Origin of the sequence: Roseivirga sp. BDSF3-8 (genome assembly GCF_041449215.1) — a bacterium.
Lineage (GTDB): Bacteria > Bacteroidota > Bacteroidia > Cytophagales > Cyclobacteriaceae > JBGNFV01.
Genome location: NZ_JBGNFV010000001.1, coordinates 2,250,869 through 2,277,687, shown reverse-complemented (window position 1 = coordinate 2,277,687; position 26,819 = coordinate 2,250,869). Strand labels below are relative to the sequence as shown.

The following is a 26,819-nucleotide window of genomic DNA, read 5'->3' as shown; positions in this document are numbered from 1 at the left end:
ATCTCTCTTTGATCAAGAGGATACGGTATATCATATTCCTTCGGGACGTAGCCATTATGGCCCTCACAGCATTTGGAGGGCCTCAGGCTCATATTGCCATTTTTCTTGACAGGCTCGTAACTAAACGGGCTTACCTGACCGAGGAGGAACTGATTGAGCTAAACGCGCTGTGTCAGATTCTCCCCGGTCCTACTTCCACGCAGACTATTACAGCTATTGCTTTTCGCATAGGGGGACCGAACCTGGCATATCTGACCCTGATAGTATGGATACTACCAGCTGTAACGCTCATGATAGCTGCTGCCCTCGGGCTATCTTACCTTCAGCAGGAAGATATATCGATAGATTTTACCCGTTTTATTCAGCCTATCGCAGTAGGTTTTGTCGCCTATGCAGCGTACCGTATTTCACTGAAAATCATTAAAACCCGGACTGCCCTCCTACTGATGTTAGTGGCTGCAGTGGCCAGTTATTTTTTTCGTTCACCCTATATCTTCCCGGTACTCATTTTGGCAGGTGGTCTCGTAACGGCTTTTCGGTACAAGGCCCAGCCTAAAGAAGCGAAAACAAAGCTGAACATACAGTGGGCTAATTTCTACTTATGGGGGGGCGTGTTGATAAGCGCCGCCCTACTGGGTAATATCTGGGATTTCAGAGGTGTGTTGCTATTTGAAAACTTTTATAGAAACGGTAGCCTTATTTTTGGAGGCGGACAGGTGCTAATCCCTTATTTATTTACTGAGTTTGTAGAATTTAAAATGTTCCTGACCTCCGAAGACTTCCTGAACGGTTATGGTATGGCCCAGGCAGTGCCAGGGCCTACATTTGGGTTTAGTGCCTTTATAGGAGCTATGGCTATGGAAGAACAGGGGGTATGGGCACAAATTGGCGGAGGACTACTTGCTGCAGCGGGAATATTCCTGCCAGGCACTTTTTTAATCTTCTTTGTAATAAGGTTCTGGGAAGGGTTGAAAAAATACCGACCTGTAAAAGCCTCCCTGGAGGGAATAGCAGCAGTGAGTGCAGGCCTGGTGTTGGCTGCAGCCTTAATTTTACTAAAGCCTGTGTCTGATGACATCGCCAGCATTATCATTATGCTGGTCACCATGATGACACTCCTGTACACAAAAATTCCTGCCCCATTCATTATCCTGGCCGGATTATTAGCGGGGTTAATTATCCCTTAATCAAAGCTTAGCTTCGCGTTTCCCTCGCTAGTCACCTTCAGGGTGCATTTAGCTCCGTGGATAACCGGATGGTTTGGATAATCGTGCCCGATGTTGAAATTATACCCTACGGGATATTGGTATTCTTTCACATGTTCATGGATAATCTGGTAAGCTTGTTTGCCAAAGGGTATGGGATTATCATTCATACCACTCATTTGACCCACTACGAGGCCTGCCAGGCTCTCAAGTACTCCACTAAGCTTAAGGTGCACCATCATCCTGTCTACATGATAGAGGTATTCATCCAGATCCTCTATAAACAGGATGTTACTAACGGAAGGGACATTAAACGAGGTGCCTTCCATAATGCTAATCATTGACAAATTACCACCAACAAGCCTGCCGCTGGCTTCTCCATGTCTGGAGAACTCAGACTCAGGGGCTGTAATAGGCTCAGGCCCGGAAAAAAGTAGCCTTCGCAACATATCTACGGAGTCTCCCGCCTTATCTTTTGAAAAAAGACCGGGCATTATTCCGTGTATGGATTCTATACCGAGATAATACAACCTGAAAAGGAGTACAGAAATATCACTGAAGCCGATTAGCCATTTAGGGCTACTTATGATATTACTCCAGTTAACAGCATTTATAATACGCATGCTGCCATATCCGCCCCTGGCACAAAATATAGCCTTACAATGCGGATCGTCAATCGCCGCCTGCAGGTCAGCTGCACGCTGAGCATCCGTTCCTGCAAACTGATGATTGTCTTCAAACAGGTTATTTCCGAATACGACCTGCAGCCCCCATTCATTAAGAATACTGGCAGCTTTGTCCATATCTTCCGGGGTTACTTTCCGGGCAGTAGATATAATCCTGACTTTATCTCCCGCTTTAAGGTATGTTGGTCTGTGCATGCTGTAAATAAACAAAAAAACCCCGTCGTTTGACGGGGTTTATGGGTTAACAAAAATGATTGTTAGTTTCCAAGTTCAGTGCCTTCTGCTGCTGGCTTAGGGGTAATACCCAGGTTTTTAAGTACAGCGTCTGAAATGTTGTCCCGGTCCTTATTCTTTGCGAAAAGGATCAGTGGCATACCTCCAACATTAGGAGAAAGGATATAGTCATATCCCTGGGCAGAGGCTACTGCGTCTATGGCACCCTGAATTTTGTCATATGCAGGCTCAAGGAGTTCGCCGCGCTTTTGCTGCATAGCAAACTCAGCTCTTTGCTGAAATTCCTGGATACTGGCTTGCATTTCCTGTAGTTCAGCCTGGCGATCGGCACGTACTTCGGGAATCATGCCCGGACCATTCTCCTGAAAGTCTTTCGCTTTTTCCTGGAAGGTCTGGATTTTATTCTGAAGCTGAGTGCTAAGCTGCTTTTCGTATGATTTCAGCTCAGATTCAATAGTTTTTGCTTCAGGCATCTGACTCAGTACGTAATCCACATCCACGTATCCGATCTTAAATCCGGCCGACTGGGCATGTACTGCAGGCACGGCCAATAATAACGCAACTACTACGTATATCAGCTTTTTTTTCATGGTATATTCTTTTTACTAATTAATTACTTACTACTCGTTTTCCTCGGTGGACTTTACCAGTCCTAATTCTTCAAGGACAAATTCTGTATAATCGTGTACCGGATCGGTATATATCATGACCAGTTCACCACTTTTATCAAATACTATGGCAAGGCGTTGGTTTTTAGCTACCTTTTCCACTGCTTCGAACACTTCATCCTGAACAGGCTTGATCAGTTCCTGCTTTTTCAGGAAGAACAATCCTTCAAAACCAAAGATCTTGTCCTGTAGCTTTTTAGCTTCTTCCTCCATCTGCCGGATAGAAGCCATACGCTCAGCTTTTAACTCAGGCGTAAGCAGGACTTCCTCTGCCTGTAGCTCGTCATACTCCGCTTCTATCTCTTTGTATTTGTTCCTGATTTCATCCTGCCATGCTAAAGATAGTTTATTTATCTCTTTCTTGGCTTCCTGATATTCAGGCATCTGCTCCAGAATGTAAGCGGCGTCAACGTAGCCGAACTTCTGAGATACTGCATAATGCGTGCCAAAAAAGCATATTGCAAAGAGTAGGAATAATTTTTTCATGAGCTTATCTGGGTAACACACCAATTGAGAAGTGGAACTGCGGGCCCGAGCGATCCAACTGACCAGGCACAGTATCAAACCCATATCCCCAGTCTACGCCCAGAAGACCGAATGCAGGCATGAAGATTCGCGCACCAAACCCGGCAGACCTGTACATATCAAAGGGGTTGTACTCCTGATAATTGCCCCAGTTATTACCTCCCTCAAGGAAAGTAAGCAAATAGATTGTCGCACTGGGGTTGGTAGACAGGGCATACCTGAGTTCCATTACGAACTTATTATACGTTACACCACCAGTGATAGCCTCATCCGTAATATCAAACGGTGGAGTAAGGTCATTATTAGGATATCCACGCAGACCGATAACATCGGTACCAAGCAGGAAGTTCTGTCCGCTTAGGCCGTCACCACCTAAAGAGAATCTCTCAAATGGCCCGACGCCTATTTCATCACCATAGCTACCAATAAAGCCAAAGTGGGCACGAGTCTCGAGAACAAGTTTATTAGCTAGTCCTATGTAATACTTAGCATCGATCATCCACTTGTGGTACTCTATCCATTTGTATTTTTCCGAGTTCTCAAGCTCATCATAGTTTTTGTCTGAGAAAAGGGAATAGGGTGGGGTGAGTGCCAGGCTCATACTGATGGAGGAGCCCCTCTTAGGGAACATGGGATTATCAAGGCTATTCCGTGATAGCGTAGTATTGAATGTCAAACCATTTGCTGTGCCAGTCGAAAAGGTAAATACATTACCATAATTCAGTAGGTCATACACCTGGTAAGTAATGCTATTACTTAGCACAAAGTAGTCGTCCGGCCAGGTTATTCGGCGGCCTAATGATACGGTAGCACTGTATAATTTAATAAACCCATCATTAGAGTCGTCTGCGTCGAAAAAGTTAGTACGGGATATAGAGTGATTAAGTCCTACAGTGAAACTATTAGGTTTACGCCCACCGAGCCACGGCTCTGTAAAGGAGAAAGAGTAGTTCTGAAAACGGGGTCCGTTAGCCTGTGCCTGAATAGAAAGGCGCTGACCATCACCCTTAGGTAAGGGCTTCCACTTTTCAAGGTTAGTGAAGTTCTTTAAAGAAAAGTTATTGATGGTGAGGCCGAGTGTACCTACAAAGCCAATAGGGCCGCCCCATCCGCCGGATAGCTGTATCTGGTCAGTCGGGCTTTCTACCAGTGAATACTCAATATCCACAGTCTCATTGGCGGGGTTTGGCATTGGGTTGATACCAATCTGCTCCGGATCAAAATAACCTAACTGAGAAAGCAACTGTTGCGTCCTGATTATCTCACTTCTATTATATTTCTGGCCCGGATAGGTACGGATCTCCCTTAGGATCACGTGGTCACTGGTACGGTCATTACCGGTGATAGTGATTTTATTGATAGTAGCTTGCGGTCCTTCGTAGACACGCATTTCCACATCAATAGAATCTTCGTCAATCTGAACTTCTACAGGCTGAATATTGGAGAATAAATATCCGTTATCCTGGTACAATGAACTGATGTCTGTACCATTAGGATTGAAGGTGAGCTTTTTATTTATAAGCTCCATATCATATACATCCCCACTTTCAACACCTAGTACGCGATCAAGCATATCATCTTCATACACGTAATTTCCTGTCCAGATTATATCGCGGAAATAATAGCGCATCCCCTCGTCTACCCAGATATCTACATTTACCCTATCCTCACTTACCTGATAGACACTATCTTTTACAATGCGGGCATCACGGTAGCCTTTACTGTTGTAAAAGGTGATTACGTTCTGCAGATCAGGCTTTACTTCTGAGGGGATGTATTTACTGCTGTTAAAAAAGTTGAGCTTAACATTATCTGCTAAAAATTTTTTAAACTCACGCCCTGAAACATCATAGGTACTATCAAAAAACTCACCGTCAATTGACGCCACACCATCTATGATTGCTTTGTGTAGGGAAAAGCGGGCATGTTCTTTAGTTTCTTTTAGCTTACTTTTAAGCTTTTGATCATCGAAGTTTTCGTTACCGTAAAAGTTAATACGGTTTATTTTAACACGCTTACCTTTATCTACGCGAACGTCAAGCTTGACGCTGTTAGCCACCAGGGTATCATTGGTAGGTGTAATATTAATGTCAGCGTACAGATGCCCCTTCTCTACAAAATAGTTTTTTACAGTGAGCTCAGTGTTTTTAATGAGCGCATCGGTAACTACCCTTCCGCGTATAAGACCAATCTTCTCATCAAGATTTGCCTTTTCGGTCTTATTAACTCCGTAAAACAAAATTCTGGAAAGGCGTGGACGTTCTTTCAGGGCGATATCCAGCCAAACCTGGCCGTTTTCCATTTTGGTGATGTAGATTCCTGCATCACCGATTATACCGTGATTCCACAGCTTTTCGATAGCATTGCTAATATCGTCACCAGGAATACGGATTTTGTCACCTACTTTGAGTCCCGTTAGGGCTATCAAAGCATTTTTATCCAAAAACTCAATCCCTGAAACGGTAATATCAGCTATCTCAACCTCCTTGGGGTTTGTATAACTAAGGGCAGGATTATTCTGAGTCCCTCCGGCATTTTGCCTGCCACGCAAGCCTATCTGTGCCTGGGCTGTTAACTGTATTATAAACAGTGCAAGTAGTAATAGAAGTGTACTTCTCTTCATCCCCGATTTCACGGTTTCATTTGTTCGCTGATCTTTCCAAACCTTCTTTCTCTTCTCTGGTAAGCGATGATTGCTTCGTGCAGATCTTTCTTTCGGAAGTCAGGCCAGAGAACATCAGTCATGTATAACTCACTATAGGCAATTTGCCAGAGCAGAAAATTGCTAATACGCATTTCTCCACTCGTTCGAATAAGAAGCTCAGGATCAGGTATATTATTTGTATTCAGGTAGCTGGCAAATAAATCGTGATCTATTTGATCAGGGCTAATCTTTCCTTCAGCTGCTAAAGCAGCCAATTTTTTAGCGGCTTCGACTATTTCCCACCTGCCACTATAGTTGAGCGCAAGGGTAAGTGTAAGCCTTTCCTGATCGGCCGTATCTTCCATAGCCTTTCGCAGGTTTTCCTGACAAGACTCAGGCAGACGGTCGGCATCGCCAATGGTTTGGAGTTTTACTTTATTCTTAATCAGCGTCTTGGTTTCCTTACGAATGGTCTGAACCAGCAATTCCATCAGGCCATCAACCTCAGCTTTGGGCCTGGCCCAATTTTCAGTTGAAAATGCATACAGAGTCAGATAACCAATGCCTAACTCAGCGCAACCTTCGGTCACATCACGAACGGCTTGAATGGCATTGCGGTGCCCGAAAATTCTAGCTGCCCCTTTCTTTTTAGCCCACCGTCCGTTGCCGTCCATTATAACGGCTATATGTTGCGGTAAATTATTTGGATCTATAATTTCTTTCATCACCTACAGGATGCCCAAAACAACGCGCAAGGTACGAAAATACAGTGGTTTATTAAACAGTAAATTAGTTTGTTTAGCAGTGACGGCACTAGTTGGCATCGAAAGGACAGGGTACTGTGTAGAAGCTGTAGCTTAAAGTGAGTCCCAGGAAGTAATACCAATCATTATCATGAGAATTGCCACCAGTGAAATTCTTGAGGTTTTGGGCATTATCAGAGACATTGTCCAGATAATCAAAAAAGGTGGTTCGTGCTCCGAATTCGGCTCCAATGGTCCATTTAGGATTAATCAGGTACTTAACCCCACCCCCAAAAGGAATCATTAGCTGGGTGTTACTGTATTCAGCGTTACTCTCTTCCTCTCCCCAAAAAACAAAACCACCAATGCCTGCAAAGAGATAAGGTGACAGGTTAACCAGGTCACTGGTCTTATAGGGAAGAAAGTTATATTCAATGACTACGGATCCTTCGAGTATGCCAATATCAAATGCAGCATTTCTGTTCTCAGCATAGATATCATAGGCATCTTCATCCGAGGCCTTCATACTACCGCCGAGCATACTTACACGAATACTCACCGCTTCGCTCATATTTCGGCGAACAAATACCATCCCTCCTGGCTGGTTATCGCTGAATGTATAGTTCGGAGACAGGTCGCCGGTATAAGTAAGACCGCCCACGCCAATACCCACATCTAGGCCCTGGCCGCTAACAGTACCTCCTGATAAAATTGTGCAAAAAAGCACCATAAAAAAAGAGAAACCCAAAGCCGGGTTTCCCTTACAAGTTTTTAATGTCTTCACTGTAATATGCATTACCTGTATTTAGCTCGACGGAAAGATGCACCGATTATATACTGTATCTGTATCCTGGTGATGAATATGGCATCATTATCATCTGCATCTCCGCGTGGGTTTTCCAGGTCAGCCCTTTCCGGTACTGAACCGTATCCTGCGAAACGGCCATTGTCATCTACTCTTATAAACTCCTGAACCCTTTCTAGGTTTCTAGAATCACCTGAACGTACATCTGTAGGCTCCAGAGAGCGATCAGACATGGCTCGGGCAAGATCAGAATCAAGATCATTCAGGTTGACATAATTTCCGCTTACGTCATCAATGTAATCAAAGAACAAGAACCGATAAGCAAATTCAACTGAGAAGTCGATGGCCTGGTTCGCAACAAAGCGAAATCCAAGACCTACCGGTACTGCTAGCTGGAAATTGCTATAAGGCTCAACGGCGTATTGATCACTGTATTGCCCTTCGGTACCGAGATCCTTTAATGAAACCCAATCTCCTGCATTTGCTAAGGGCTGAGGGCTAGCTGTCAGGCTTGGGTAATAGAAATCGGGAACCTGTGCTTTGGGATCATGGTGAAATACTGATACACCGCCAAAAACGTAGGGAGTGAATTCTGCCCGGCTGGCAAACGTACCAGAGTTCTCTTTGAAGTCAAACACGGCTAGTGCGGCAAACTCCTTAATATCATTACGGAAAGACAGGTTACGCACATAGCGGTACCTGGCAGTGGCATCATTAATATCAGCAGACTCGTAATCACTTGAACTGATCCGGCCATACATCAGATCAGTACGTATAGTAAACTGAGGGCCAAGTCTAAGGCTGGCATTAATTCCTATACCCGGGCGGGTGAAGGATATGTCAGTACTGGCAAAGTTCGAGGCAGGGGCTATATCACCAAAGTAATTTAGTGCATTGACATTAAAGCCAAGGGAAATATACCGCCTGCTGCCGCCAAATTTCGTTTTAAAACCGCGGAAGTTCGCCATTCTCCGGTTATTCCTACGGTTTATCTGTGCCTCTGCGCTGTCATACGCTAAAGCCACTAGAAAAAACGCCACAAGCAGCAGAAAAAGCTTTCTCATATTAGCGGAATTAGTTGTATTGATAAATTCCTATCTTTTTTGCTTGAATTTCAAAAATAGGTATTTGTTTCAATTATTTAAAAATTAATTTCTTACGTCCAGACCCCAGTTCAATTTCTGGCGTAAGGTATCCAGAAAATTATAGTCATTAAGTTGTAAAATCTTCGCCCGGAAAGACTCTTTCCTCACGGCCATCTGAATGTTCGCATCTACAGAGCGGGAACGGCTATCCAGACTCACCATGAAATTCTTGCTGCGCCCCTCAATTTCAAAACTTATGACACTATTATCTGAAACGATCATAGGACGTATATTGAGATTGTGAGGACTGACAGGGGTTATAACAAAATTACTACTATGTGGCCAAACTATAGGCCCTCCGCAACTTAAAGAGTACCCGGTGGAGCCTGTAGGAGTAGCTACAATAAGTCCGTCTGCCCAATAACTATTCAGGTATTCACCATCTATGAATGTATGTACGACAATCATAGAACTGGTATCCTTCTTCAGAATAGTAAATTCATTCAGCCCAAAGTTAAGGCCTTCAAATATATCCAGATTACTCTCCAGCCTAATAAGATTTCTGTAATCGAACCAATAAGCTCCTTTCTTGATAGCCAAAATGGCGTCGGCTACCTTTTCCCGAGGAATACTGGCCAAAAAGCCGAGCCTGCCCGTATTAATACCCGCTATTGGAAGCTCGCTCTCCCCCACATGGGTGAGTGTTTCGAGAAAGGTGCCATCTCCCCCCAGACTGAATATGATATCACAGGAAGAAAGGTCGTCACCTTGAAAGTATTGTTCATAAGGACCTGTTTCAATATGGTAATTCTTCAGAATGGATGAATAACTTCTGGATATGATTACTTCCACACCGTGCTTTTTCAACTCATTGAATACCTCCTGAATAGTAGGTACGCTTTTCTCATCAAATACACGTCCGTGAACGGCTACTCTCATATTGACTTATTGGGGAAATACCTCAGATGTCGAGATACCTGAGAAGTATATCAATTCTTTCCTTCTCGTTTGAAATAGCTTCAGATTCCTGAAAACGTGCAATGATTTTATATCCGAAACGCTCCAGGGTGGCTATAATATGTGAAAGATCTACTTTATTAATCTTTAGAGTCAGCTTAAATTTGGTAGGGTCGAGTGTGTCATTGGCCACACTACTACTGAGGATTTTTGCGCCCTCTCCTTCGACCAGCCGGCTGATCTCACTTAGGGAATAATCATTGTGAGCCATAGAGAGTACAATAATGCCTCCGGAACTCTGAACAGCAGCTGTCTGGGCAAATGCCGTAATTGTATCCTCCACTGTGATTACACCAAGGTAGGTATTGTCATCATCGAAGACGGCTACCATCTGCACACTACAATTAGTAGCTGTTTTAATAATATCATAAAAGTGCTGGCTGCCAAGCACGTAACAATCAGAACCAATGAGGTCAAAATCACGTACCTCCCGGTCTATTCTGTTATCTTCATAAATTGTGTCTTCGTGAATCAGACCCAGGAAAATACCTTTATCCACAACGGGAAGTTGATTAACGCGAAGCTCCTCCATCCAGGTGATGGCTTTGTGGGCCTCATCTCCCGGTTTAATGGGAGGAATCATATAATTAATCAGTTCTTCCGCGATCATGCTGCTTTATGCGCCTCGTTTTCCAGCCAGTTTTCCAATATTCGGTTAAATTTCTCAGGATGCTCCATCATAGGTGCATGACAACACTTGTCTATGAATCTCATTTTTGAATTAGGGATAAGCCGGTGAAATTCATGAGCAACCAAGGGAGGGGTAATAGTATCGTTAAGTCCCCAGATTAACAACGTAGGTATTTGGATATTGGTTATATCCTTGGCCATATTGTGTCTCTGTGCAGATTTAGCAATTGCTACAATACGCAGACACTTAGGTATGCTCTTGGTGGTTTCAAACACTTCGTCTACCAGCTCTTTGGTAGCCGTTTCCGGCTTGTAAAAGGTGTATTCCACTCTTTCCTGAATGTACTCATAACTTCCCCGTTTGGGAAATGAGCCTCCCATACTGTTCTCAAACAGGCCGCTGCTTCCTGTGAGTACCAGCCGGCTTACTTTACTTTCATTTTTAAGTGTATAGATCAGTCCCACGTGCCCCCCTAATGAGTTACCCACAAGGATCATGTTATCCAGTTTCATGGTCTCTACGAATCGTTCTACAAAGTCTGCCAAGCCATCCATACCTGCTTTTTTGAGCGGCATGGTATAAATAGGCAGCATAGGTATTATGACCCTGTGGCCTGAGGAAAAATTTTTGATGACTCCCTCCCAGTTACTCAATGCACCAAAAAGGCCGTGAAGTAGTACCATAACGTCTCCCTCACCTTCATCTATATATCTGAATTCTCCTTTTTCTTTTATCTCTACCATGATAAACTCACTTTTTGGTCAATGACAAAATTGCTTTCGGCCTTTAAATTATAATGATCAACCCAATTGTTCAGCATAGCCAGGCCGCTTTCTGTTAAAACAGCTTCGGGATGAAATTGTAATCCGCACAGAGGTAATTCTTTATGGGCGATTGCCATTACTTCACCCTCATCTGTAGTGGCCAATACCTTAAAACAGTGGGGCACTCTGTCAAGCACGAGGCTATGATATCTAACCACTTTTACGGGAGTAGGCAATCTATTCCAAAGAAAATGCGGAACACATTGAATCTCGCTGACTTTACCGTGCATTGGCCTTTTCGCCTTTGAGAGCCGTGCACCGAAGTGCAGCCCTATGGCCTGATGCCCCAGACAAATACCCAGAATAGGGAGGCGGCCTATATAGTAATTAAGAATTTCCATCAGGCCTCCGGCCTTATCGGGTGTACACGGCCCTGGAGAAAGAACTACCGCTTCATATTCCTCGCAAACTATTTCGGTAAGCGGAGTATCGTTTCTGAATATGGCGCACTTTACACCTATCCTTGCAAAATAGTCTACGAGGTTATATGTAAACGAATCGAAATTATCGTAAATAAGTATCAATTAGCTCTGAAAATATCGTCCAGCTTTTCTGACATTTCCTTTATAAAAGGAATAGCACCGCTAAGAATATCTATAACTGCGGTAGTTACGACCATTACTATAGGATAAACCACAGAACCCTCTTTCCAGTTTGCCGGTAGGTCAAAATGCATCATATCAAATAGCCATAGCAGAAACCCTACCGCAAAGCACCATTTTACCGCGCCCAATATTGCTCCGGCAACGTTATCGGCCAACCCAAGGGGAGTCAGATCAATCAGCTTCTTAAGCCCTCTTCCTAAAAGGGTGACAGTAAGCAGAATGCCTATAAATATCAGGGCAAAAGCAAGCACCGGCACATAAAAAGCATCTTTTTCAAGCATGGCAATAAGCCACTCCTGAGCTACATCCAGTAACTTTATTGATCCAATCACGGCAAGCACCAGCCCTATAAACCCAAATATGGAAATTAAGAGGCCTTTTCGATAGCCTTCCACGGCTCCGATTACCAATAAAACCAGTAATATTATATCGAGTGTATTCACCCCTACTGGCTGAGTCTTTCCTTGACCTTCGCGGCAATCACCTTATTATCTGCCTTACCGGCCATTCGCTGGCTTGCCGCTCCCATTACCTTACCCATATCCTTCATGCCTGAAGCTCCGGTTTCCGAAATGATCTTATCTACTTCGGCTGAAACCTCATCCTCTGAAAGCTGCTCTGGCAGATACCTTTCTATTATTTCCAGTTCTGCTAGTTCTTTTTCAGCCAGATCCTCTCTGTTTTGTTCTTTAAACACGGCAGCAGAATCACGGCGTTGTTTAGCCGCTTTGTTTAAAAGGGCAAACTCAGTCTCTTCTTTCAGGCCTTCTCCACCGCCCTTTTCAGTTTCAGCCAGAAGAATAGCAGACTTAATTGCCCTCAATGCCCGCAGCTCATCCTGGTTTTTATTGCGCATGGCATGCTTGATATCGTTATTAATTTGCTCCTTTAGACTCATATCAATTCGGGTGTAATAATTGTTAACTTGCCGTAAAATTAGAGAATTATATCCAAATGCTATGACCAGGCTTAGCGTGAACGTAAATAAGATTGCCACTTTGCGTAATGCAAGGGGAGGAAATAACCCAAATGTGGTACAGGTGGCGAAGGATTGCGAGCACTTTGGCGCTGAAGGTATAACTGTACACCCCAGGCCTGACGAAAGGCATATTCGCTACCAGGATGTTCTGGACCTTAAGGAGGTCGTAACCACTGAGTTCAATATTGAAGGTTACCCTGATGACCGATACCTGGAGCTGGTAGAGAAGGTAAGACCTGAGCAGGCCACCCTGGTACCAGACCCACCTGATGTGCTTACATCCAATGCGGGGTGGAATACCATAAAGCACATGGACTACTTGAGGGAGGTTATATCCCGGATAAAAAGCTGGGGGGTACGGGTATCCATATTCATTGAAACGGACGAAGAACTGATTAATGCGGCGGCTGAGACGGGCACTGACAGAATAGAACTGTACACTGAACCTTACGCAACTAACTACCCTACGGATAAAGGGAAAGCAGTAGCGGCGTATGTTAAGGCAGCCGAACAAGCCAGAAAGTTAGGGTTGGGCCTGAATGCAGGCCATGATCTGGACCTGAATAACCTGGCTTTTCTTAAACAAAACATTCCCTATCTGGATGAGGTAAGTATCGGACATGCCCTGGTTTGTGATGCACTCTACTATGGGCTCGAAAATACGATACAGATGTACAAAGAAAAATTAAGGGACGCGTAATGGCCGAAACACTGCATTTTAAAGAAATGGGCGAAGGTAAGCCCCTGGTTATCTTTCATGGTTTGTTCGGTTCTTCCGACAATTGGGTGACCGTTGGCCGTGAACTGGCCAAAACCTTTCAGGTGTATCTGGTAGATATGCGTAATCATGGAGACAGCCCTCACCAGGATGTGCATACCTATGAGTCTATGGCTGAAGACATTTTGCAGTTTCTAGATGATCAGAAGCTGGAAAGGCCATTTATTATTGGGCATTCTATGGGGGGTAAGGCGGCTATGAATTTTGCCGTGCGCCACCCTGACAGGTTCGAAAAGCTGATAATAGTAGACATAGCACCGAAGGCTTATCCCGTGCATCATCGTACGATATTGGATGGCCTGATGGGAATTGATGTAGCTAATCTGGAAAGCCGGCAAGAGGCAGATAAGCAGCTTGCAAAATCGATTCCGGAAAAGCCAGTCCGGCAGTTTCTGTTAAAAAACCTCGACCGCGACAAGGAAGGGGAATATAGCTGGAAACTAAACCTGGCTGCCCTTGATGCCAACCTGGAAACAATCGGTGCAGGTATGGAAGAACACTACACGACTGATAAGCCTGTATTATTTATCAGGGGTGAGAAATCGAATTATATACAGGATCAGGATAGTATTGCTATTGTGGCACTTTTCCCTAATTCATCCATAGAAACTATTAAGGGTGCAGGGCACTGGGTGCATGCGGAAAAGCCACAAGAATTCGTGGAACTGGTAACGGGATTTATTCAATCACCCTCTTAATTTGTAGTAGAGATATAAAAGCAGGGACAGTATGATGCTTAGCAGGATACTGGTGCCCAAGGGAAAGTAGAAGGAGAAACCAGGTTTTTTAACGACTATGTCTCCGGGTAGCTTACCTAAGCCACCTGTTTTGCTACCAATAAAGAAGATCAGGCCGGCAAAGAATATAACAGCTCCGGCCACCATCAGCATTTTCCCTGTTTGCTCAGTCATAGAGCTTTATTTAGTGCATTTTTATGAAGGAAGCAACCCTTGAAAAAGGTACGGTTTATTTAATACCTAGTGTGCTGGCACCAGACTCGGCACCCACGGTAATTCCTGAACAAATACGAGATGTGGTCAGGAAAACGGATTACTACCTTGTAGAAAATATTCGAACAGCCCGGCGTTACATCAGCAGCCTTAAGACCGGGGCGGTCATTGAATCACTCGAATTTAACGAGCTTGATAAAAAAACGCCGGATCACATAGTAAAAAAGCTATTAAAGCCCGCCTGCGAAGGCCGCTCTATAGGTATTATTTCAGAGGCCGGATGCCCTGGAGTAGCAGACCCCGGGGCCAGAGCAGTAGAGGAGGCCCATCGTTTGGGACTAAATGTAGTACCCTTAACTGGTCCCTCCTCTTTTCTACTTGCATTGATGGCGAGCGGCTTTAACGGGCAATCTTTTGAATTTCACGGGTACCTGCCGATAAAGGCAGGGGAAAGAAAAAAAGCTCTTGGCAAGCTGGAGAACGACAGCAGAAGGAACCGGAAGACCCAGATATTTATGGAAACTCCCTATCGTAATGACAAGATGGTAGAATCCATTTTAGCGAATTGTCAGGCAAGTACAAAGCTGTGTATAGCTGTGAATATATCCGGGTCGGATGAGTTTATATACTCTGCCCCAATTACCGAATGGAAGAAATTAAAAAGATCCTTTCATAAGCAACCAGCAGTCTTTCTGATATACGCCGGTGATTAACCAAGGATAGTTTATATTATTCTACTAAATAATTTTATTTCATATAGAATTTCCCGTTTTTAGATTCGGTCAAATTCACATAAATTTGACCTATATTTTTATAAGAGACTTAACATATCACTTAGCGATGTCATATCTATTTACTTCGGAGTCCGTTTCTGAAGGCCATCCTGATAAAATTGCTGACCAGATTTCTGACGCGATAATCGATCACTTTTTAGCATTTGATAAAGATTCAAAAGTAGCCTGTGAAACTTTAGTTACTACCGGACAGGTGGTGCTTGCCGGTGAAGTGAAATCCGGAGCCTATGTAGACGTACAGACCGTAGCCCGTGACGTCATTCGCCGTATTGGCTATACAAAAGGTGAATACATGTTCTCTGCAGATAGCTGCGGGGTATTGTCAGCCCTGCACGAGCAGTCTCCTGATATCAACAGAGGGGTGGACAGAGGCAAACCTGAAGAGCAAGGTGCCGGTGACCAGGGTATGATGTTTGGATATGCTACCAACGAGACCCAGAACTACATGCCTTTGGCTCTGGATCTGTCTCATAGAATATTACGTGAGCTGGCAGCCCTTCGCAGAGAAGGAAAGGACATTGCCTATCTCCGTCCTGATGCAAAAGCACAGGTAACAATAGAATATGATAACGACCACAAACCTCAGCGAATAGACAGTATTGTGGTTTCCACACAGCACGATGACTTTATACAGCCGGACGATGACTCTCTGGCCGCTCAGACTCGCGCAGATGAAGCAATGCTTGAGCAAATACGAAAGGATATTAGAGAGGTGCTAGTACCGCGGGTAAAAGCCAGCCTAAAGCCAGAAATACAGGAGCTGTTCAAAGGTGAAATTACCTACCATATAAACCCTACTGGTAAGTTTGTGATTGGCGGACCACATGGTGACGCAGGCCTGACTGGCCGTAAGATTATCGTGGATACTTATGGGGGTAAAGGCGCTCATGGTGGTGGAGCTTTCTCGGGTAAAGATCCCAGTAAAGTAGACCGCTCAGCTGCATATGCAACCAGACACATTGCAAAAAATATGGTAGCTGCAGGAGTTGCAGATCAAATTTTGGTACAAGTGTCTTACGCTATCGGGGTTGTAGAGCCCACTAATATTTTTGTCGATACCTACGGTTCTGCCAAAGTTGACCTCAATGACGGTGAAATCGCCGCCAAAATAAGGGAGATATTTGATATGAGACCTGGTCTTATTGAACAACGCCTAAAGCTACGAAACCCTATTTACTCTGAGTCTGCTGCCTATGGACACATGGGACGTAATCCTGAGTCTGTGGAGAAGGTATTTTATGACAGTACGGGTAACGAGGTAAAGAAGAATGTAGAGCTTTTTACCTGGGAGAAGCTCGATTATGTAGATAAAGTAAAGCAGGCATTTGGTATTTAAATCCTGGCTTAAGTATATGAAAAAAGGGCCGGTCGTGTAATTCGACCGGCCCTTTTTAATTATCTTGCTGTTATGGGTTAGTGAGTCATTTGCTTTTCCTTATGCTTTTTCAGCTGCCTGCGTAACGCCTCTATTACCATATCAGTAGCTGCCTCAAAAGAACCTGATTTTTCCTTCGCAAAAAGTTGTTGGCCAGGGATATTCAGCTTTATCTCTACTACTTTATTTTCATTGGTTTCGTTTTTGTCAAGTTTTAAAAAAACTTCCCCATCCACTATACGGTCATAAAAAGTATCTAGTTTGTCCGCTTTTTTTTGAATGAAGTCGAGCAACTTCTGATCAGCATCAAAGTGAATGGAATGCATTTGTAATCTCATAGCAGTAAGATTTTAATAAATTAAAAATTTATGCTTTCGGGTGGGCCTGCTTAAAAATTTCTCTGAGCTTTTCGTGGGTGTTATGAGTATACACTTGAGTGGCAGCTAAATTTGCATGTCCCAGCAACTCTTTCACTGCATTTAAATCCGCCCCCTTATTCAAAAGGTGGGTGGCAAATGTATGCCTCAACACGTGAGGGCTCTTTTTTTCAGCATTGGAATATAATTCCAGGTATTTTTTCACCACCCGGTAAATCATAGTAGGATAGCTTTGCTTCCCACTATTATTAACGATTAAAAACCTCTCTTCGTTTTTAAAATTTTGAACCTTTTTAATATCAAGGTACCTGCTTATTACCGGCGACAGTGATTCGGGAAATGGGATGATTCGCTCTTTGTTTCGCTTGCCAAGGACTTTAATTTCTCTTTTATTAATATCCACAGCATGTTCATGTAGTCCGGTCAGTTCAGACAACCTTATTCCAGTACAGTAAAGCAGCTCAATAATCAGGCGGTCTCTCCAACCACTGAAATCATCAGAAAAAACGGAAGGGTTGAGAAGATCCGCCATTTCTGGTTCCATTGCAAAAGAAGGAAGCCTTTTGGGGGTTTTGACATTTCTCACCTTATAAGTCGGGTCTTTTTCAAGCCCATGAAATTTCATAAGGTATTTATAGAAGGTCCGAAGGGAGGCAATCTTCCTGTTTATAGAAGTAGGCGCCAGCCCGTCGTCGGAAAGGGTAATTATCCAGCTCCGGATATCGGCGTGAGTGACCTGAATGAGAGAGGTACCAAGGTCGGAATCTGGCAGTGGAGGTGACAAAAAGTCTTGGAACTGGCCCAGATCAATACGATAAGAGGAGACTGTATGAGGGCTTGCCCTCTTTTCAAAGGATAGGTATCTAAGAAAGGATTCTATCATAAAGCAGTATTGCAGGGAGGACTCTCCCTGCAATACAACTTACAAAATATATTTAAAAAACAGACTTGCTGTTAGTTATTCTCTTGCGAAGCCATTTTTTGACGATAAGCGGCTTTAAGACGCTCAGTACGACGTCTTACGCTAGGCTTTTCAAAGTAGTTACGTGAACGAACTTCTCTAAGCGTGCCGGTTCTTTCAAACTTTTTCTTAAAACGCTTGAGTGCCTTCTCGATAGACTCGTTCTCTTTTACATTAACTACGATCATATATCTCTCCTTAAATTAAATTCCACGTTTGAAGTCGCAAATATACTACAAAAATAATACTTCACAAACCTTCAACAGTTAATTACTTTAAGATGGCTCTTGAAATTACCAGCTTCTGAATTTCACTGGTTCCCTCACCTATTGTACAAAGTTTACTATCTCTATAATAGCGTTCGGCCGGATAATCTTTCGTAAAGCCATACCCTCCAAAAATCTGCACACCTTCTACTGAAGCTTCCACACAAACCTCGCTGGCATAGTACTTAGCCATCGCTGACTCCTTATTAACACTCTTGCCTTGATTTTTGAGTTCGGCGGAACGGAAGGTGAGTAATTTGGCCGCCTCAATCTTAGTGGCCAGATCGGCAAGCTTAAAGCCAATGGCCTGGAACTTACTGATAGATTTACCAAACTGTTCTCTCTCTTTGGAGTATTGAAGTGCAGCATCAAAAGCCCCCTCTGCAATTCCCAGGCTAAGGGCTGCTATAGATATGCGGCCACCATCCAAAACTTTGAGAGACTGCACAAATCCGTCACCTACATTTCCAAGAATATTTTCGGCAGGTACCCGACAGTCTTCAAAAATCATTTCTGCTGTTTCGGAAGCCCGCATACCAAGCTTATCCTCTTTACGGCCACCTTTAAACCCGGCGGTTCCTCTTTCAACAATAAAAGCGGTCATACCGTGGGAGTCTCCCGGCTCACCGGTACGGGCAATCACAACCGCCACATCACCGGAGATCCCGTGAGTGATAAAGTTTTTTGCCCCGTTAAGAACATACTCATCACCATCTTTTACTGCCACAGTTTTCATATTACCAGCATCAGAGCCAGTATTAGGTTCAGTAAGGCCCCATGCGCCTATCCACTGTCCGGTAGCCAACTTCGGAAGATACTTTTTCTTCTGAGCCTCACTACCAAACTGGAAGATATGGCCCGTACACAGACTATTATGTGCCGCCATACTCAATCCTATCGAGGGATCAATTTTAGATAATTCAAGAATGGCAGTTACGTATTCGTGATAGCCAAAGCCAGAACCATCGTATTCATGAGGAACGAGTACGCCCATAAGGCCGAGTTCGCCCATTTTATGAAAAAGATCCTTGGGAAAATGCTGCTTTTCATCCCACTCCCTCATGTAAGGTTTAATCTCCTTATCACCAAAATCTTTCACCATCTGGGCAATCATTGCCTGGTTTTCAGCCACTGTAGCCGTACTCAGACTTTCGCTAGCCACTGCATCCATAACTTATTGATTTTCAGGTTTATGTGATCCGCACTATTGACAGATTCGCTAATTTAATGCAAAGCTAAATGAAAAACAAACTAACATTCGTTCGTTTATTAAATCTTCAAATACTCCATTTTTAGGCATATTATGGTAAAATTAATCTTATATATTTGCCTCCAAGGATGTTGTTTTTGATCATTTTTTGCTCTTAATTTACTTCCAAAATAATTTTTTTAGTATTTAAACTTTATAAAACACAACATGAAGATAGCCGTAGTTGGAACTGGTTATGTCGGTCTCGTGACTGGCACTTGCTTCGCAGAGACCGGTAATCACGTTACTTGTGTGGATATTGACGAGAGAAAGGTCAATAAGCTGAATAATGGCGAAATCACCATTTACGAGCCTGGTCTTGATGTACTTTTTGACCGAAATATTGAACAGGGTCGTTTAAAATTCACTACTGACCTTAAAGAGGGGATCGAAGGCGCAAAGGTAATCTTCCTTGCTTTACCCACACCTCCCGGTGAAGATGGGTCTGCGGACCTTCAGTATGTGTTAAAAGTGGCTTCAGATCTGGGCCCACTTCTCAAGGACTATGCTGTAATTGTAGATAAAAGTACTGTACCTGTTGGTACCGCCGAAAAAGTCGCTGCTGCCATAAAAGAAAAATGTCAATGTGATTTTGATGTGGTTTCCAACCCTGAGTTTCTCCGTGAAGGTGTAGCGGTGGAGGATTTCATGAAACCTGAGCGTGTGGTGGTGGGCACCTCATCTGACAGAGCCCGTAAGCTAATGGAAACGCTTTATGCTCCGCTTGTACGCCAGGGTAACCCTATTCTCTTTATGGATGAGAAGTCTGCTGAGTTAACCAAATATGCAGCCAACTCTTTCCTTGCCACGAAGATCACCTTTATGAACGAGGTGGCTAACCTTTGCGAACTCGTAGGAGCAGATGTGGACCAGGTACGCCGTGGTATTGGTACGGATTCCCGTATCGGAAAGCGCTTCCTGTTTGCTGGTATTGGTTACGGAGGCAGCTGTTTCCCTAAGGATGTGCAGGCCATGGCTAAATCAGCCAAGGATGCCTCTTATGATTTCCGTATCCTCAAGTCGGTTATGGAGGTGAATGAAAACCAGAAAACTGTACTCCTTAACCGTATGGAGGAGCATTTTGGTGGTGACCTGAGGGGAAAAAGAATTGCTATCTGGGGCCTGGCCTTCAAGCCTTATACAGATGATATTCGTGAGGCTCCTGCCCTTCTTAATATTCAGGCACTTCTGGATAAAGGCGCTACTGTATCCGCTTATGATCCTGAAGCAATGGAAAATGTAAAAGAGATCATGGGCGACAAGATCAGCCTGGAAGATTCTCCTTACACCACGCTGGAAGGAGCTGACGCCCTGATGATCATGACTGAATGGCCTGTATTCCGCACGCCTGATTTTGATAAGATCGGCAGTACCCTAAAAAATAAGCTCATATTTGATGGCCGTAACCTGTATGATGTAGAGGATATGGAAGAACTGGGCTTTGAGTATTATAGTATAGGAAGAAGACAACCGAAAAATGGCCAATAAAGAAAAAGTATTGATCACAGGTGGAGCCGGATTTCTCGGCTCACACCTTTGCGACCGCTTTCTGGCGGAAGGGTATCATGTTATCGCTATGGATAATCTGCTTACAGGTTCCATGGATAACATAGAGCACCTGATGGGGCGCTCCGATTTCGAGTTTTACCACTGTGACGTTTCTAAATTCGTACACGTACCTGGTGAACTAAAGTATATCCTGCATTTTGCCTCACCTGCCAGCCCTATAGACTACCTGAAGATGCCTATCCAGACATTGAAGGTAGGATCCCTGGGCACTCATAACCTTCTTGGACTAGCAAAAGCTAAGAATGCGAGAATACTTGTAGCTTCTACTTCAGAGATCTATGGTGACCCAATGGTACACCCTCAAAAGGAGGACTACTGGGGAAATGTAAACCCTGTGGGGCCACGGGGAGTGTATGATGAAGCTAAGCGCTTTCAGGAAGCAATGACCATGGCTTACCATACTTTCCATGGCGTGGAAACCCGGATAGTAAGGATTTTCAATACGTATGGTCCGCGGATGAGACTGAATGACGGGCGCGCACTTCCTGCATTCATCAGCCAGGCACTTCGTGGCGAGGACCTGACAGTCTTTGGTGATGGCTCTCAGACAAGATCATTCTGCTATGTATCTGACCTGGTGGATGGTATTTACAGGTTATTACTTAGCGATCATCCTCAGCCTGTGAATGTGGGAAACCCTCAGGAAATTACTATCAAACAATTTGCAGAGGAAATCATTAAGCTGACTGGTACTGACCAGAAGATCGTTTACAAGCCCCTGCCTAAGGATGATCCAAAACAGCGCCGTCCAGATATAACCAAAGCACAGGAAGTGCTTGGCTGGGAGCCTAAGGTTGAGCGCTCTGATGGCCTGAAAGTAACTCTGGAGTACTTTAAAGAAAAGATCCTGAAGGGGCAACAAGCACCTGCATGAGACAAAAAATACTGGTGACCGGCGGTGCCGGTTACATCGGCGCACATACTGCTTCGGTACTGGATAAAGAGGGGTACGAGCCCGTGCTACTGGATAACTTTAGCAATTCGGACAGAACACTCTTATCCGGCCTCCGGAAGATCACCGGTAAACAAATTACCTTTCATGAAGGAGACTGCAATGACCGCAGTCTCCTTCATTCTATTTTTCAGAAAGAGGGTGATATCGCTGCAGTCATTCATTTCGCTGCCAGAAGGTATGTGGGAGAATCTGTGGAAAAGCCCCTTTATTACTATAGAAATAATGTAGGCTCTACGATTACCCTTTTGGAGGTAATGCTTGAGCATGGTGTAAGTGATTTTGTATTCTCTTCCTCCTGCACTGTCTACGGCCAGCCGGATGAACTGCCGGTAACAGAAGATACCCCCCGAAAGCCAGCGGAAAGTCCTTATGGAAATACTAAAAAAATCTGTGAGGATATTATTCAGGATACAGTCCTTAGCGGACAGCCAATTAAGGCCGCTATCCTTCGCTATTTTAATCCTATTGGAACTCATCCATCACACCTCATGGGAGAGGTTCCTCACGGCGTACCAAACAACTTAATTCCATTCCTAACCCAGGCAGCAGTGGGAGTACGCCCTGAGCTAGTTGTATTCGGCGATGATTATGACACGCCAGATGGGTCGTGTATCCGCGACTACATCGATATCATGGATTTGGCGGAGGCACATGTACAGGCTCTCAAATTCCTTCGGTCTACTGAGGCTAATAGTCTTTTCGAAATATTTAACCTTGGCATCGGGGAAGGAAAAAGCGTACTGGAGCTAATAAAAACATTTGAAAAAGCTACCGGCGTATCTCTCAACTATAAGATTGGCCCCCGCCGCCCCGGTGATGTTGAAAAGGTTTATGCAAATGTAGATAAAGCCAGTGAAGTCCTACTATGGAAAGCCACAAGGGACATGAGCGAATCCTTGTACAATGCCTGGCAATGGCAGCTTCGCCTGGGTAAGCACTAGCCCGTCCCCCTCCCCTATACCAGGTGCATAGCTGTCAAGCTGAGAGTAGAAATCCCTTCGGTTCGCGAATTAATTTTTGAGGGAAAGCAACCTCACCTCTTAGATATGGCTTCCTTTTGCACTAATGCTTACTAACGCGGCCACCTTTTCCTAGGTAGCGCTGTGCTTCATTTCAACTTCACCAGGGGAAAGAAATTTTACGGGAGGGGTGCAAGTACTCTATCACTCAGAATGTCGAACACCCGGATGGTGGCACATCGATAGCCCGAATCGTCGATAGTCGGATCACTCCTATTACCACAGGAGGGGAGTTAGTGCTTTGTTTCATGGGTATGCAGCAGGGGTATAGACGTAGATAAACTTCAAAATATGCAATTAGCAAGCAACAACTAAAGTCCTTTGTCAGGCCGAACAAAAGGCGAAGGAAGGACCTTCTCTACTCGGTTGAAAGACGGTTTAGAAACGGTCTAGTATTGGGTTGGTGATGGTGAAAAAACAAGATGAAGTTTTCGAGGGCAGGGGCAAATAGCCTATTGTAAAAATACAATTTATAGCAAGTAATCCAACTGAATCATACACAAACCCGGCTATACTTTTACCCTTGGTTTGACGGCTATGCATACCAGGTGGGGGTAGATGGAATTGACCACACCCAAAAACCGGGGTATCACTCCCATAAAAGAGGTATTTCCTAAGTGGCAATTACTTTCCTAACAGCAAGCAGCAATTTTAATGTAAAGAGTGGATCACAAGCATCCAGCTAAATAGAATGTAGCCGCAGACACTCTCTATTGTGGGACCCAAAAAACAATTGGTTGCTAACCGGTAATTTATAATTCTTAATTAATTGGGGCTTACGGCCACGATTTTTTTGGAAAGCCTCCCCTATTATGGATGGTGGTACTCCGGATTCCCCCCACCCAACTGTGGGGATATTAGCCCGGGCCTCTTTTCATGCTCCTTTGCGTGCTTTAGATTAAGTTATTGTTAATCAATAAACACTAGTAATTATGAAAAGCAATAAGCTAAAGCTTGACAAACTAAGCGTATCCTCTTTCCGGACCAGTAGGGAAGAGCTTATCCTAAAGGGTGGTGCCCAGAGTGATGTGTACACCGAATGCATAGACATCTGCTTTGAAACAAGGCCTGTCATTTGCGGCACGATCAGAGGAACGATCTGCTGTTATCCATGAGACAGAAGGTTACTTCCGGTAAACGTAATAATAAAATAATGGTGGGGGAGCCCACCATTATTTTATTTAAGCCAGTATAAATTATTTTTGTGCCGAAAAATTAGGCAAAAGAGCCGTGTAAGGAATTGTTTTAAAAGTTATTGCATTTAATAATTACAAACAGGAGAAGATTGCGGCTCTTCATTCGGAAACAATACTATTAACTAGTTTTTAGCATCATTTAAATAGCATATTCTTTCTGATTAAAAATAATTATGTTATTTTCGATGCAATTTTTATAAAAAGATTTTACCAGTTAGTGTATTTTCTTCTGGAAAAGGTTTGTGTATAAAACGATCTGGATTATGAACGAAGAAGTAAAGACAAGGACCCGCTACTCTGATGAGGAGCTTAAAGAATTTGAAGCAGTTATCACCGAAAAGCTTGATAAGGCTAAAAATGAGCTGAACTATATCAAGGAAACGCTCAGCCGGCGGAACGACAGTGGTACGGACAATACAGCGGGCAACCTGAAGATGTTGGAAGATGGGGCTGACACGATTGAAAAAGAGAACCTCAGTCAGTTGGCGGCAAGACAACAAAAGTTTATTACACAGCTAGAAAATGCTCTTGTAAGAATTAAGAACCGGACGTATGGCATCTGTGTTGATACAGGTAAGCTTATTCAGAAAGAACGTCTAATGGCTGTGCCACACACTATGCACAGTATTGAGGCTAAATTAGCGAAAAGACAATAGGTGGATTTTTTACAAAATCATATTGAAGCACTTGTTTTCTGCTCTCCTAATCCGTTGCAGGCTGACGAGATCAGAAGTTGCCTGAGTGAAATGTTTGAGGCCGATGTCCCGGAGGATGATATTAGCAGGGCACTAAAAAATATTGAAGAAAAATATAGTGCCGAGGATTATTCATTTCAGATATTTCATGTGGGTGGTGGGTTTCAGTTCATGACCAAGCCTGCCTACCAGGCCAGTATTTCAATACTTCTGAAACAGCAGTCCAAGAAAAGGCTCTCTACATCTGCCCTGGAGACCCTGTCCATCATTGCTTATAAGCAGCCTGTGACTAAGGGGCAAATGGAACAGATCAGGGGAGTAAACTGTGATTATGCTGTTCAAAAGCTGCTAGAGAAGGAATTGGTGGAGATTAAAGGAAAGTCTGAAGGAATTGGCCGACCTCTGCTTTATGGAACTACTGATAAGTTTATGGAGTACTTTGGCATCAACAGCCTTAGGGAATTACCTACACTTAAGGATATCCAGCAGGAACAAAATGAAATCGGGGATCCTCAGGAACAGGAGTGAAAAAAATAATTAACTTTGCAAAGAGGCCGGGGATTCCGGCCTTTTTTTATTCTTAATGGATGAAGGTGGCTGATTCCGTATGATCATCTTACTATGAGAGGAAAACAAGGCAATTACAGAGGCAAAAGAAACGAAGGGAAGAAAAATCACTCAGATGATGACAGGCCCAACGATGGCAAAGGATATCAGAAAGGCAAACGAAAGCCTTACCGGAGCAATGATGATACCGAAGGTTTTGAACGTAAAGACAACCGGAAGCCAGGAAAAAGAAGCAAGAAAAGACCATTTGCCGATAATGCTCCGAAAGGCAACCGGCCAGCCTACGAAAAATCAGATAAAATAAAAAAGGCGGAAGCTAAGTACGCCTCGAAAGGGAAGGGCAAAGGCAAGCGAAGGCCTGAACCTTCCAAAAAACCAGAGCAAGGCACCAGGCTTAATAAGTACATTGCTAATGCAGGTGTCTGCAGCAGGCGTGATGCTGACAAGCTAATAGCCGCCGGAGACATTAAGGTAAATAATACGGTAATCACCGAAATGGGCTTTCGGGTAAATAAGGGTGATAAGGTTACTTACAAGGGCAAAAAGCTGAAAAATGAGAAACCGGTGTATGTGCTTCTCAATAAGCCTAAAGACTTTATCACTACTACTGACGACCCTCAGCAGCGCAAAACAGTTATGGATCTGGTGAGTCAGGCAGGGGATGAAAGAATATTTCCTGTAGGTAGACTCGATAGACAAACCACAGGTCTCCTTTTACTTACCAATGATGGAGAGCTAGCCGAAAAACTCGCCCACCCGGCCAACAACATTAAGAAGGTATACCAGGTAGACCTGGATAAACCCATCACTGAAAATGACTTTAAGGCCATACAGGAGGGTATAAAGCTTGATGATGGCCCTGTAGAGGTGGATGAGGTAGTTGTCCTGGATAAGGATCGCCAGATACTTGGTCTGGAAATCCACATAGGGAGAAACCGCATTGTAAGGCGACTATTTGAGCATCTGGGTTACGATGTGGTACGTCTGGATCGGGTTTATTATGCAGGCCTCACAAAAAAAGACCTGTCACGCGGACATTGGCGCTACCTGACTGAGGAAGAAGTGATAAGACTTAAGTATCTTCGCTGATAAGAGGTTGCTGACAGGCGCAATATAGAACCGTTTTAAATTAACGGTCAAAATAGTCGGCTTGCATACTATTTTATAAGTATATGTTTATTTTAGCCTGCAGAAAACCTTTGCAGGCTATATTTATTTATGAAGTTGAACGCAAATAATGGTGAGATTTTGAAGAAGGGCAGAAAAGAAAAAAGCCCTCTGAAATCAGAGGGCTTTGGAAGTGGTGATGAGTGGATTCGAACCACCGACTCACGGATTTTCAGTCCGATGCTCTACCAACTGAGCTACATCACCAGCGTTTGAGGTCACAAAGGTATACAAAGAATAAGAACCTGCA

30 protein-coding genes, 1 tRNA gene and 1 pseudogene are annotated in these 26,819 nt (G+C 43.9%); 12 read left to right on the top strand and 20 right to left on the bottom strand.

The genetic code is table 11. The features are described from left to right. Positions 1-8: 8 nt before the first annotated feature. Positions 9-1,187 (top strand): chromate efflux transporter, encoded by a 1,179-nt coding sequence (gene chrA, locus AB9P05_RS09350; RefSeq protein WP_371908558.1) that lies wholly within the window; start codon positions 9-11, stop codon positions 1,185-1,187. Here chrA and AB9P05_RS09345 read toward each other — a convergent pair. From AB9P05_RS09345 to AB9P05_RS09285, 13 genes are all read right to left on the bottom strand, one after another. Next, on the bottom strand, positions 1,184-2,086 hold the full coding sequence (locus tag AB9P05_RS09345) for an LD-carboxypeptidase (RefSeq protein WP_371908557.1): 903 nt from the start codon (positions 2,084-2,086) through the stop codon (positions 1,184-1,186). The two genes, chrA and AB9P05_RS09345, sit on opposite strands and share 4 nt — an antisense overlap. A gap of 62 nt (positions 2,087-2,148) precedes the next feature. Further along, positions 2,149-2,715, bottom strand: a complete 567-nt coding sequence (locus AB9P05_RS09340; protein ID WP_371908556.1) for an OmpH family outer membrane protein — start codon at positions 2,713-2,715, stop codon at positions 2,149-2,151. Positions 2,716-2,745: 30 nt separating this feature from the next. Further along, positions 2,746-3,279: an OmpH family outer membrane protein gene (locus AB9P05_RS09335; RefSeq protein ID WP_371908555.1), complete on the bottom strand. Its 534-nt coding sequence runs from the start codon at positions 3,277-3,279 to the stop codon at positions 2,746-2,748. Positions 3,280-3,283: 4 nt separating this feature from the next. Next, positions 3,284-5,941: an outer membrane protein assembly factor gene (locus tag AB9P05_RS09330; RefSeq protein ID WP_371908554.1), complete on the bottom strand. Its 2,658-nt coding sequence runs from the start codon at positions 5,939-5,941 to the stop codon at positions 3,284-3,286. 8 nt (positions 5,942-5,949) lie between these two features. Next, the gene (locus tag AB9P05_RS09325) at positions 5,950-6,687 is read right to left on the bottom strand and encodes an isoprenyl transferase (RefSeq protein ID WP_371908553.1); all 738 of its coding nucleotides are present in this window, start codon (positions 6,685-6,687) and stop codon (positions 5,950-5,952) included. Between the two features lie 88 nt (positions 6,688-6,775). After that, on the bottom strand, positions 6,776-7,435 hold the full coding sequence (locus AB9P05_RS09320) for a DUF6089 family protein (protein ID WP_371908552.1): 660 nt from the start codon (positions 7,433-7,435) through the stop codon (positions 6,776-6,778). 65 nt (positions 7,436-7,500) lie between these two features. Next, positions 7,501-8,574, bottom strand: coding sequence for a DUF6089 family protein (locus AB9P05_RS09315; protein WP_371908551.1), 1,074 nt, complete (start codon positions 8,572-8,574; stop codon positions 7,501-7,503). A gap of 84 nt (positions 8,575-8,658) precedes the next feature. Continuing rightward, positions 8,659-9,534 (bottom strand): NAD kinase, encoded by an 876-nt coding sequence (locus tag AB9P05_RS09310; protein WP_371908550.1) that lies wholly within the window; start codon positions 9,532-9,534, stop codon positions 8,659-8,661. Between the two features lie 22 nt (positions 9,535-9,556). Further along, positions 9,557-10,222, bottom strand: a complete 666-nt coding sequence (locus AB9P05_RS09305) for a CBS domain-containing protein (protein ID WP_371908549.1) — start codon at positions 10,220-10,222, stop codon at positions 9,557-9,559. Then, a complete protein-coding gene (locus tag AB9P05_RS09300; protein WP_371908548.1) occupies positions 10,219-10,986 on the bottom strand; it encodes an alpha/beta fold hydrolase in 768 nt (255 codons plus the stop codon). Before AB9P05_RS09300 ends, AB9P05_RS09305 begins: the two co-directional genes overlap by 4 nt. Further along, positions 10,980-11,591: an aminodeoxychorismate/anthranilate synthase component II gene (locus AB9P05_RS09295; protein WP_371908547.1), complete on the bottom strand. Its 612-nt coding sequence runs from the start codon at positions 11,589-11,591 to the stop codon at positions 10,980-10,982. Before AB9P05_RS09295 ends, AB9P05_RS09300 begins: the two co-directional genes overlap by 7 nt. Then, positions 11,588-12,115, bottom strand: a complete 528-nt coding sequence (locus AB9P05_RS09290) for a CvpA family protein (protein WP_371908546.1) — start codon at positions 12,113-12,115, stop codon at positions 11,588-11,590. Before AB9P05_RS09290 ends, AB9P05_RS09295 begins: the two co-directional genes overlap by 4 nt. A gap of 2 nt (positions 12,116-12,117) precedes the next feature. Further along, positions 12,118-12,570, bottom strand: a complete 453-nt coding sequence (locus tag AB9P05_RS09285) for a GatB/YqeY domain-containing protein (RefSeq protein ID WP_371908545.1) — start codon at positions 12,568-12,570, stop codon at positions 12,118-12,120. Positions 12,571-12,631: 61 nt separating this feature from the next. On the opposite strand from AB9P05_RS09285, the gene AB9P05_RS09280 reads away from it, so the two are divergent. Together AB9P05_RS09280 and AB9P05_RS09275 are read left to right on the top strand one after the other, a co-directional pair. Then, complete coding sequence (locus AB9P05_RS09280) at positions 12,632-13,351, top strand: pyridoxine 5'-phosphate synthase (protein ID WP_371908544.1); 720 nt, start codon at positions 12,632-12,634, stop codon at positions 13,349-13,351. Further along, on the top strand, positions 13,351-14,127 hold the full coding sequence (locus AB9P05_RS09275) for an alpha/beta fold hydrolase (RefSeq protein ID WP_371908543.1): 777 nt from the start codon (positions 13,351-13,353) through the stop codon (positions 14,125-14,127). The genes AB9P05_RS09280 and AB9P05_RS09275 overlap by 1 nt, the downstream gene beginning before the upstream one ends. Here the strand turns inward: AB9P05_RS09275 and AB9P05_RS09270 are convergent. Further along, positions 14,116-14,340, bottom strand: a complete 225-nt coding sequence (locus tag AB9P05_RS09270) for a DUF2905 domain-containing protein (protein ID WP_371908542.1) — start codon at positions 14,338-14,340, stop codon at positions 14,116-14,118. The genes AB9P05_RS09275 and AB9P05_RS09270 overlap by 12 nt on opposite strands. Positions 14,341-14,363: 23 nt before the next feature. On the opposite strand from AB9P05_RS09270, the gene AB9P05_RS09265 reads away from it, so the two are divergent. Both AB9P05_RS09265 and metK read left to right on the top strand, forming a co-directional pair. After that, the gene (locus AB9P05_RS09265; protein WP_371908541.1) at positions 14,364-15,092 is read left to right on the top strand and encodes an SAM-dependent methyltransferase; all 729 of its coding nucleotides are present in this window, start codon (positions 14,364-14,366) and stop codon (positions 15,090-15,092) included. A 127-nt stretch (positions 15,093-15,219) separates the two neighbouring features. Then, entirely contained in the window at positions 15,220-16,509 is a 1,290-nt protein-coding gene (gene metK, locus AB9P05_RS09260) for a methionine adenosyltransferase (protein WP_371908540.1), read from the top strand. A 77-nt stretch (positions 16,510-16,586) separates the two neighbouring features. Here the strand turns inward: metK and hpf are convergent, their stop codons facing one another. The 5 genes and pseudogenes from hpf to AB9P05_RS09235 form a co-directional block, all read right to left on the bottom strand. Further along, a complete protein-coding gene (gene hpf / locus AB9P05_RS09255) occupies positions 16,587-16,886 on the bottom strand; it encodes a ribosome hibernation-promoting factor, HPF/YfiA family (RefSeq protein WP_371908539.1) in 300 nt (99 codons plus the stop codon). A 28-nt stretch (positions 16,887-16,914) separates the two neighbouring features. Continuing rightward, positions 16,915-17,550: a tyrosine-type recombinase/integrase gene (locus tag AB9P05_RS09250; protein WP_371911342.1), complete on the bottom strand. Its 636-nt coding sequence runs from the start codon at positions 17,548-17,550 to the stop codon at positions 16,915-16,917. 6 nt (positions 17,551-17,556) lie between these two features. Continuing rightward, positions 17,557-17,808, bottom strand: a pseudogene (locus AB9P05_RS09245) (site-specific integrase); the annotation flags it as partial. 71 nt (positions 17,809-17,879) lie between these two features. Continuing rightward, positions 17,880-18,074: a 30S ribosomal protein S21 gene (rpsU, locus tag AB9P05_RS09240; RefSeq protein ID WP_371908538.1), complete on the bottom strand. Its 195-nt coding sequence runs from the start codon at positions 18,072-18,074 to the stop codon at positions 17,880-17,882. An 82-nt stretch (positions 18,075-18,156) separates the two neighbouring features. Continuing rightward, positions 18,157-19,323, bottom strand: coding sequence for an acyl-CoA dehydrogenase family protein (locus AB9P05_RS09235; protein ID WP_371908537.1), 1,167 nt, complete (start codon positions 19,321-19,323; stop codon positions 18,157-18,159). 246 nt (positions 19,324-19,569) lie between these two features. Here AB9P05_RS09235 and AB9P05_RS09230 point away from each other — a divergent pair, with 246 nt between their 5' ends. The 7 genes from AB9P05_RS09230 (at position 19,570) to AB9P05_RS09200 (ending at position 26,491) form a co-directional block, all read left to right on the top strand. Beyond that, positions 19,570-20,889 (top strand): UDP-glucose/GDP-mannose dehydrogenase family protein, encoded by a 1,320-nt coding sequence (locus tag AB9P05_RS09230; protein ID WP_371908536.1) that lies wholly within the window; start codon positions 19,570-19,572, stop codon positions 20,887-20,889. Continuing rightward, on the top strand, positions 20,879-21,844 hold the full coding sequence (locus AB9P05_RS09225; protein ID WP_371908535.1) for a UDP-glucuronic acid decarboxylase family protein: 966 nt from the start codon (positions 20,879-20,881) through the stop codon (positions 21,842-21,844). Before AB9P05_RS09230 ends, AB9P05_RS09225 begins: the two co-directional genes overlap by 11 nt. Next, a complete protein-coding gene (gene galE / locus AB9P05_RS09220; protein WP_371908534.1) occupies positions 21,841-22,866 on the top strand; it encodes a UDP-glucose 4-epimerase GalE in 1,026 nt (341 codons plus the stop codon). Before AB9P05_RS09225 ends, galE begins: the two co-directional genes overlap by 4 nt. A gap of 1,010 nt (positions 22,867-23,876) precedes the next feature. Beyond that, positions 23,877-24,059: a hypothetical protein gene (locus AB9P05_RS09215; protein ID WP_371908533.1), complete on the top strand. Its 183-nt coding sequence runs from the start codon at positions 23,877-23,879 to the stop codon at positions 24,057-24,059. Between the two features lie 344 nt (positions 24,060-24,403). Next, complete coding sequence (locus tag AB9P05_RS09210; protein WP_371908532.1) at positions 24,404-24,796, top strand: TraR/DksA family transcriptional regulator; 393 nt, start codon at positions 24,404-24,406, stop codon at positions 24,794-24,796. After that, positions 24,797-25,363, top strand: a complete 567-nt coding sequence (scpB, locus tag AB9P05_RS09205; RefSeq protein WP_371908531.1) for an SMC-Scp complex subunit ScpB — start codon at positions 24,797-24,799, stop codon at positions 25,361-25,363. Positions 25,364-25,456: 93 nt separating this feature from the next. Next, positions 25,457-26,491, top strand: coding sequence for a pseudouridine synthase (locus tag AB9P05_RS09200; protein ID WP_371908530.1), 1,035 nt, complete (start codon positions 25,457-25,459; stop codon positions 26,489-26,491). Positions 26,492-26,703: 212 nt separating this feature from the next. On the opposite strand, the gene AB9P05_RS09195 is transcribed toward AB9P05_RS09200, so the two are convergent. Beyond that, positions 26,704-26,776, bottom strand: a tRNA-Phe gene (locus tag AB9P05_RS09195). Between the last annotated feature and the right edge of the window lie 43 nt (positions 26,777-26,819).

Excerpts from the sequence above, each read along its gene's own strand:
- AB9P05_RS09345 (WP_371908557.1), bottom strand. The coding sequence starts at position 2,086 with ATGCACAGACCAACATACCTTAAAGCGGGAGATAAAGTCAGGATTATA.
- AB9P05_RS09340 (WP_371908556.1), bottom strand. The coding sequence starts at position 2,715 with ATGAAAAAAAAGCTGATATACGTAGTAGTTGCGTTATTATTGGCCGTG.
- AB9P05_RS09335 (WP_371908555.1), bottom strand. The coding sequence starts at position 3,279 with ATGAAAAAATTATTCCTACTCTTTGCAATATGCTTTTTTGGCACGCAT.
- AB9P05_RS09330 (WP_371908554.1), bottom strand. The coding sequence starts at position 5,941 with ATGAAGAGAAGTACACTTCTATTACTACTTGCACTGTTTATAATACAG.
- AB9P05_RS09325 (WP_371908553.1), bottom strand. The coding sequence starts at position 6,687 with ATGAAAGAAATTATAGATCCAAATAATTTACCGCAACATATAGCCGTT.
- AB9P05_RS09320 (WP_371908552.1), bottom strand. The coding sequence starts at position 7,435 with ATGGTGCTTTTTTGCACAATTTTATCAGGAGGTACTGTTAGCGGCCAG.
- AB9P05_RS09315 (WP_371908551.1), bottom strand. The coding sequence starts at position 8,574 with ATGAGAAAGCTTTTTCTGCTGCTTGTGGCGTTTTTTCTAGTGGCTTTA.
- AB9P05_RS09310 (WP_371908550.1), bottom strand. The coding sequence starts at position 9,534 with ATGAGAGTAGCCGTTCACGGACGTGTATTTGATGAGAAAAGCGTACCT.
- AB9P05_RS09305 (WP_371908549.1), bottom strand. The coding sequence starts at position 10,222 with ATGATCGCGGAAGAACTGATTAATTATATGATTCCTCCCATTAAACCG.
- AB9P05_RS09300 (WP_371908548.1), bottom strand. The coding sequence starts at position 10,986 with ATGGTAGAGATAAAAGAAAAAGGAGAATTCAGATATATAGATGAAGGT.
- AB9P05_RS09285 (WP_371908545.1), bottom strand. The coding sequence starts at position 12,570 with ATGAGTCTAAAGGAGCAAATTAATAACGATATCAAGCATGCCATGCGC.
- AB9P05_RS09280 (WP_371908544.1), top strand. The coding sequence starts at position 12,632 with ATGACCAGGCTTAGCGTGAACGTAAATAAGATTGCCACTTTGCGTAAT.
- AB9P05_RS09275 (WP_371908543.1), top strand. The coding sequence starts at position 13,351 with ATGGCCGAAACACTGCATTTTAAAGAAATGGGCGAAGGTAAGCCCCTG.
- AB9P05_RS09270 (WP_371908542.1), bottom strand. The coding sequence starts at position 14,340 with ATGACTGAGCAAACAGGGAAAATGCTGATGGTGGCCGGAGCTGTTATA.
- AB9P05_RS09265 (WP_371908541.1), top strand. The coding sequence starts at position 14,364 with ATGAAGGAAGCAACCCTTGAAAAAGGTACGGTTTATTTAATACCTAGT.
- metK (WP_371908540.1), top strand. The coding sequence starts at position 15,220 with ATGTCATATCTATTTACTTCGGAGTCCGTTTCTGAAGGCCATCCTGAT.
- hpf (WP_371908539.1), bottom strand. The coding sequence starts at position 16,886 with ATGAGATTACAAATGCATTCCATTCACTTTGATGCTGATCAGAAGTTG.
- AB9P05_RS09250 (WP_371911342.1), bottom strand. The coding sequence starts at position 17,550 with ATGAAATTTCATGGGCTTGAAAAAGACCCGACTTATAAGGTGAGAAAT.
- rpsU (WP_371908538.1), bottom strand. The coding sequence starts at position 18,074 with ATGATCGTAGTTAATGTAAAAGAGAACGAGTCTATCGAGAAGGCACTC.
- AB9P05_RS09235 (WP_371908537.1), bottom strand. The coding sequence starts at position 19,323 with ATGGATGCAGTGGCTAGCGAAAGTCTGAGTACGGCTACAGTGGCTGAA.
- AB9P05_RS09230 (WP_371908536.1), top strand. The coding sequence starts at position 19,570 with ATGAAGATAGCCGTAGTTGGAACTGGTTATGTCGGTCTCGTGACTGGC.
- AB9P05_RS09225 (WP_371908535.1), top strand. The coding sequence starts at position 20,879 with ATGGCCAATAAAGAAAAAGTATTGATCACAGGTGGAGCCGGATTTCTC.
- galE (WP_371908534.1), top strand. The coding sequence starts at position 21,841 with ATGAGACAAAAAATACTGGTGACCGGCGGTGCCGGTTACATCGGCGCA.
- AB9P05_RS09215 (WP_371908533.1), top strand. The coding sequence starts at position 23,877 with ATGAAAAGCAATAAGCTAAAGCTTGACAAACTAAGCGTATCCTCTTTC.
- AB9P05_RS09210 (WP_371908532.1), top strand. The coding sequence starts at position 24,404 with ATGAACGAAGAAGTAAAGACAAGGACCCGCTACTCTGATGAGGAGCTT.
- AB9P05_RS09200 (WP_371908530.1), top strand. The coding sequence starts at position 25,457 with ATGAGAGGAAAACAAGGCAATTACAGAGGCAAAAGAAACGAAGGGAAG.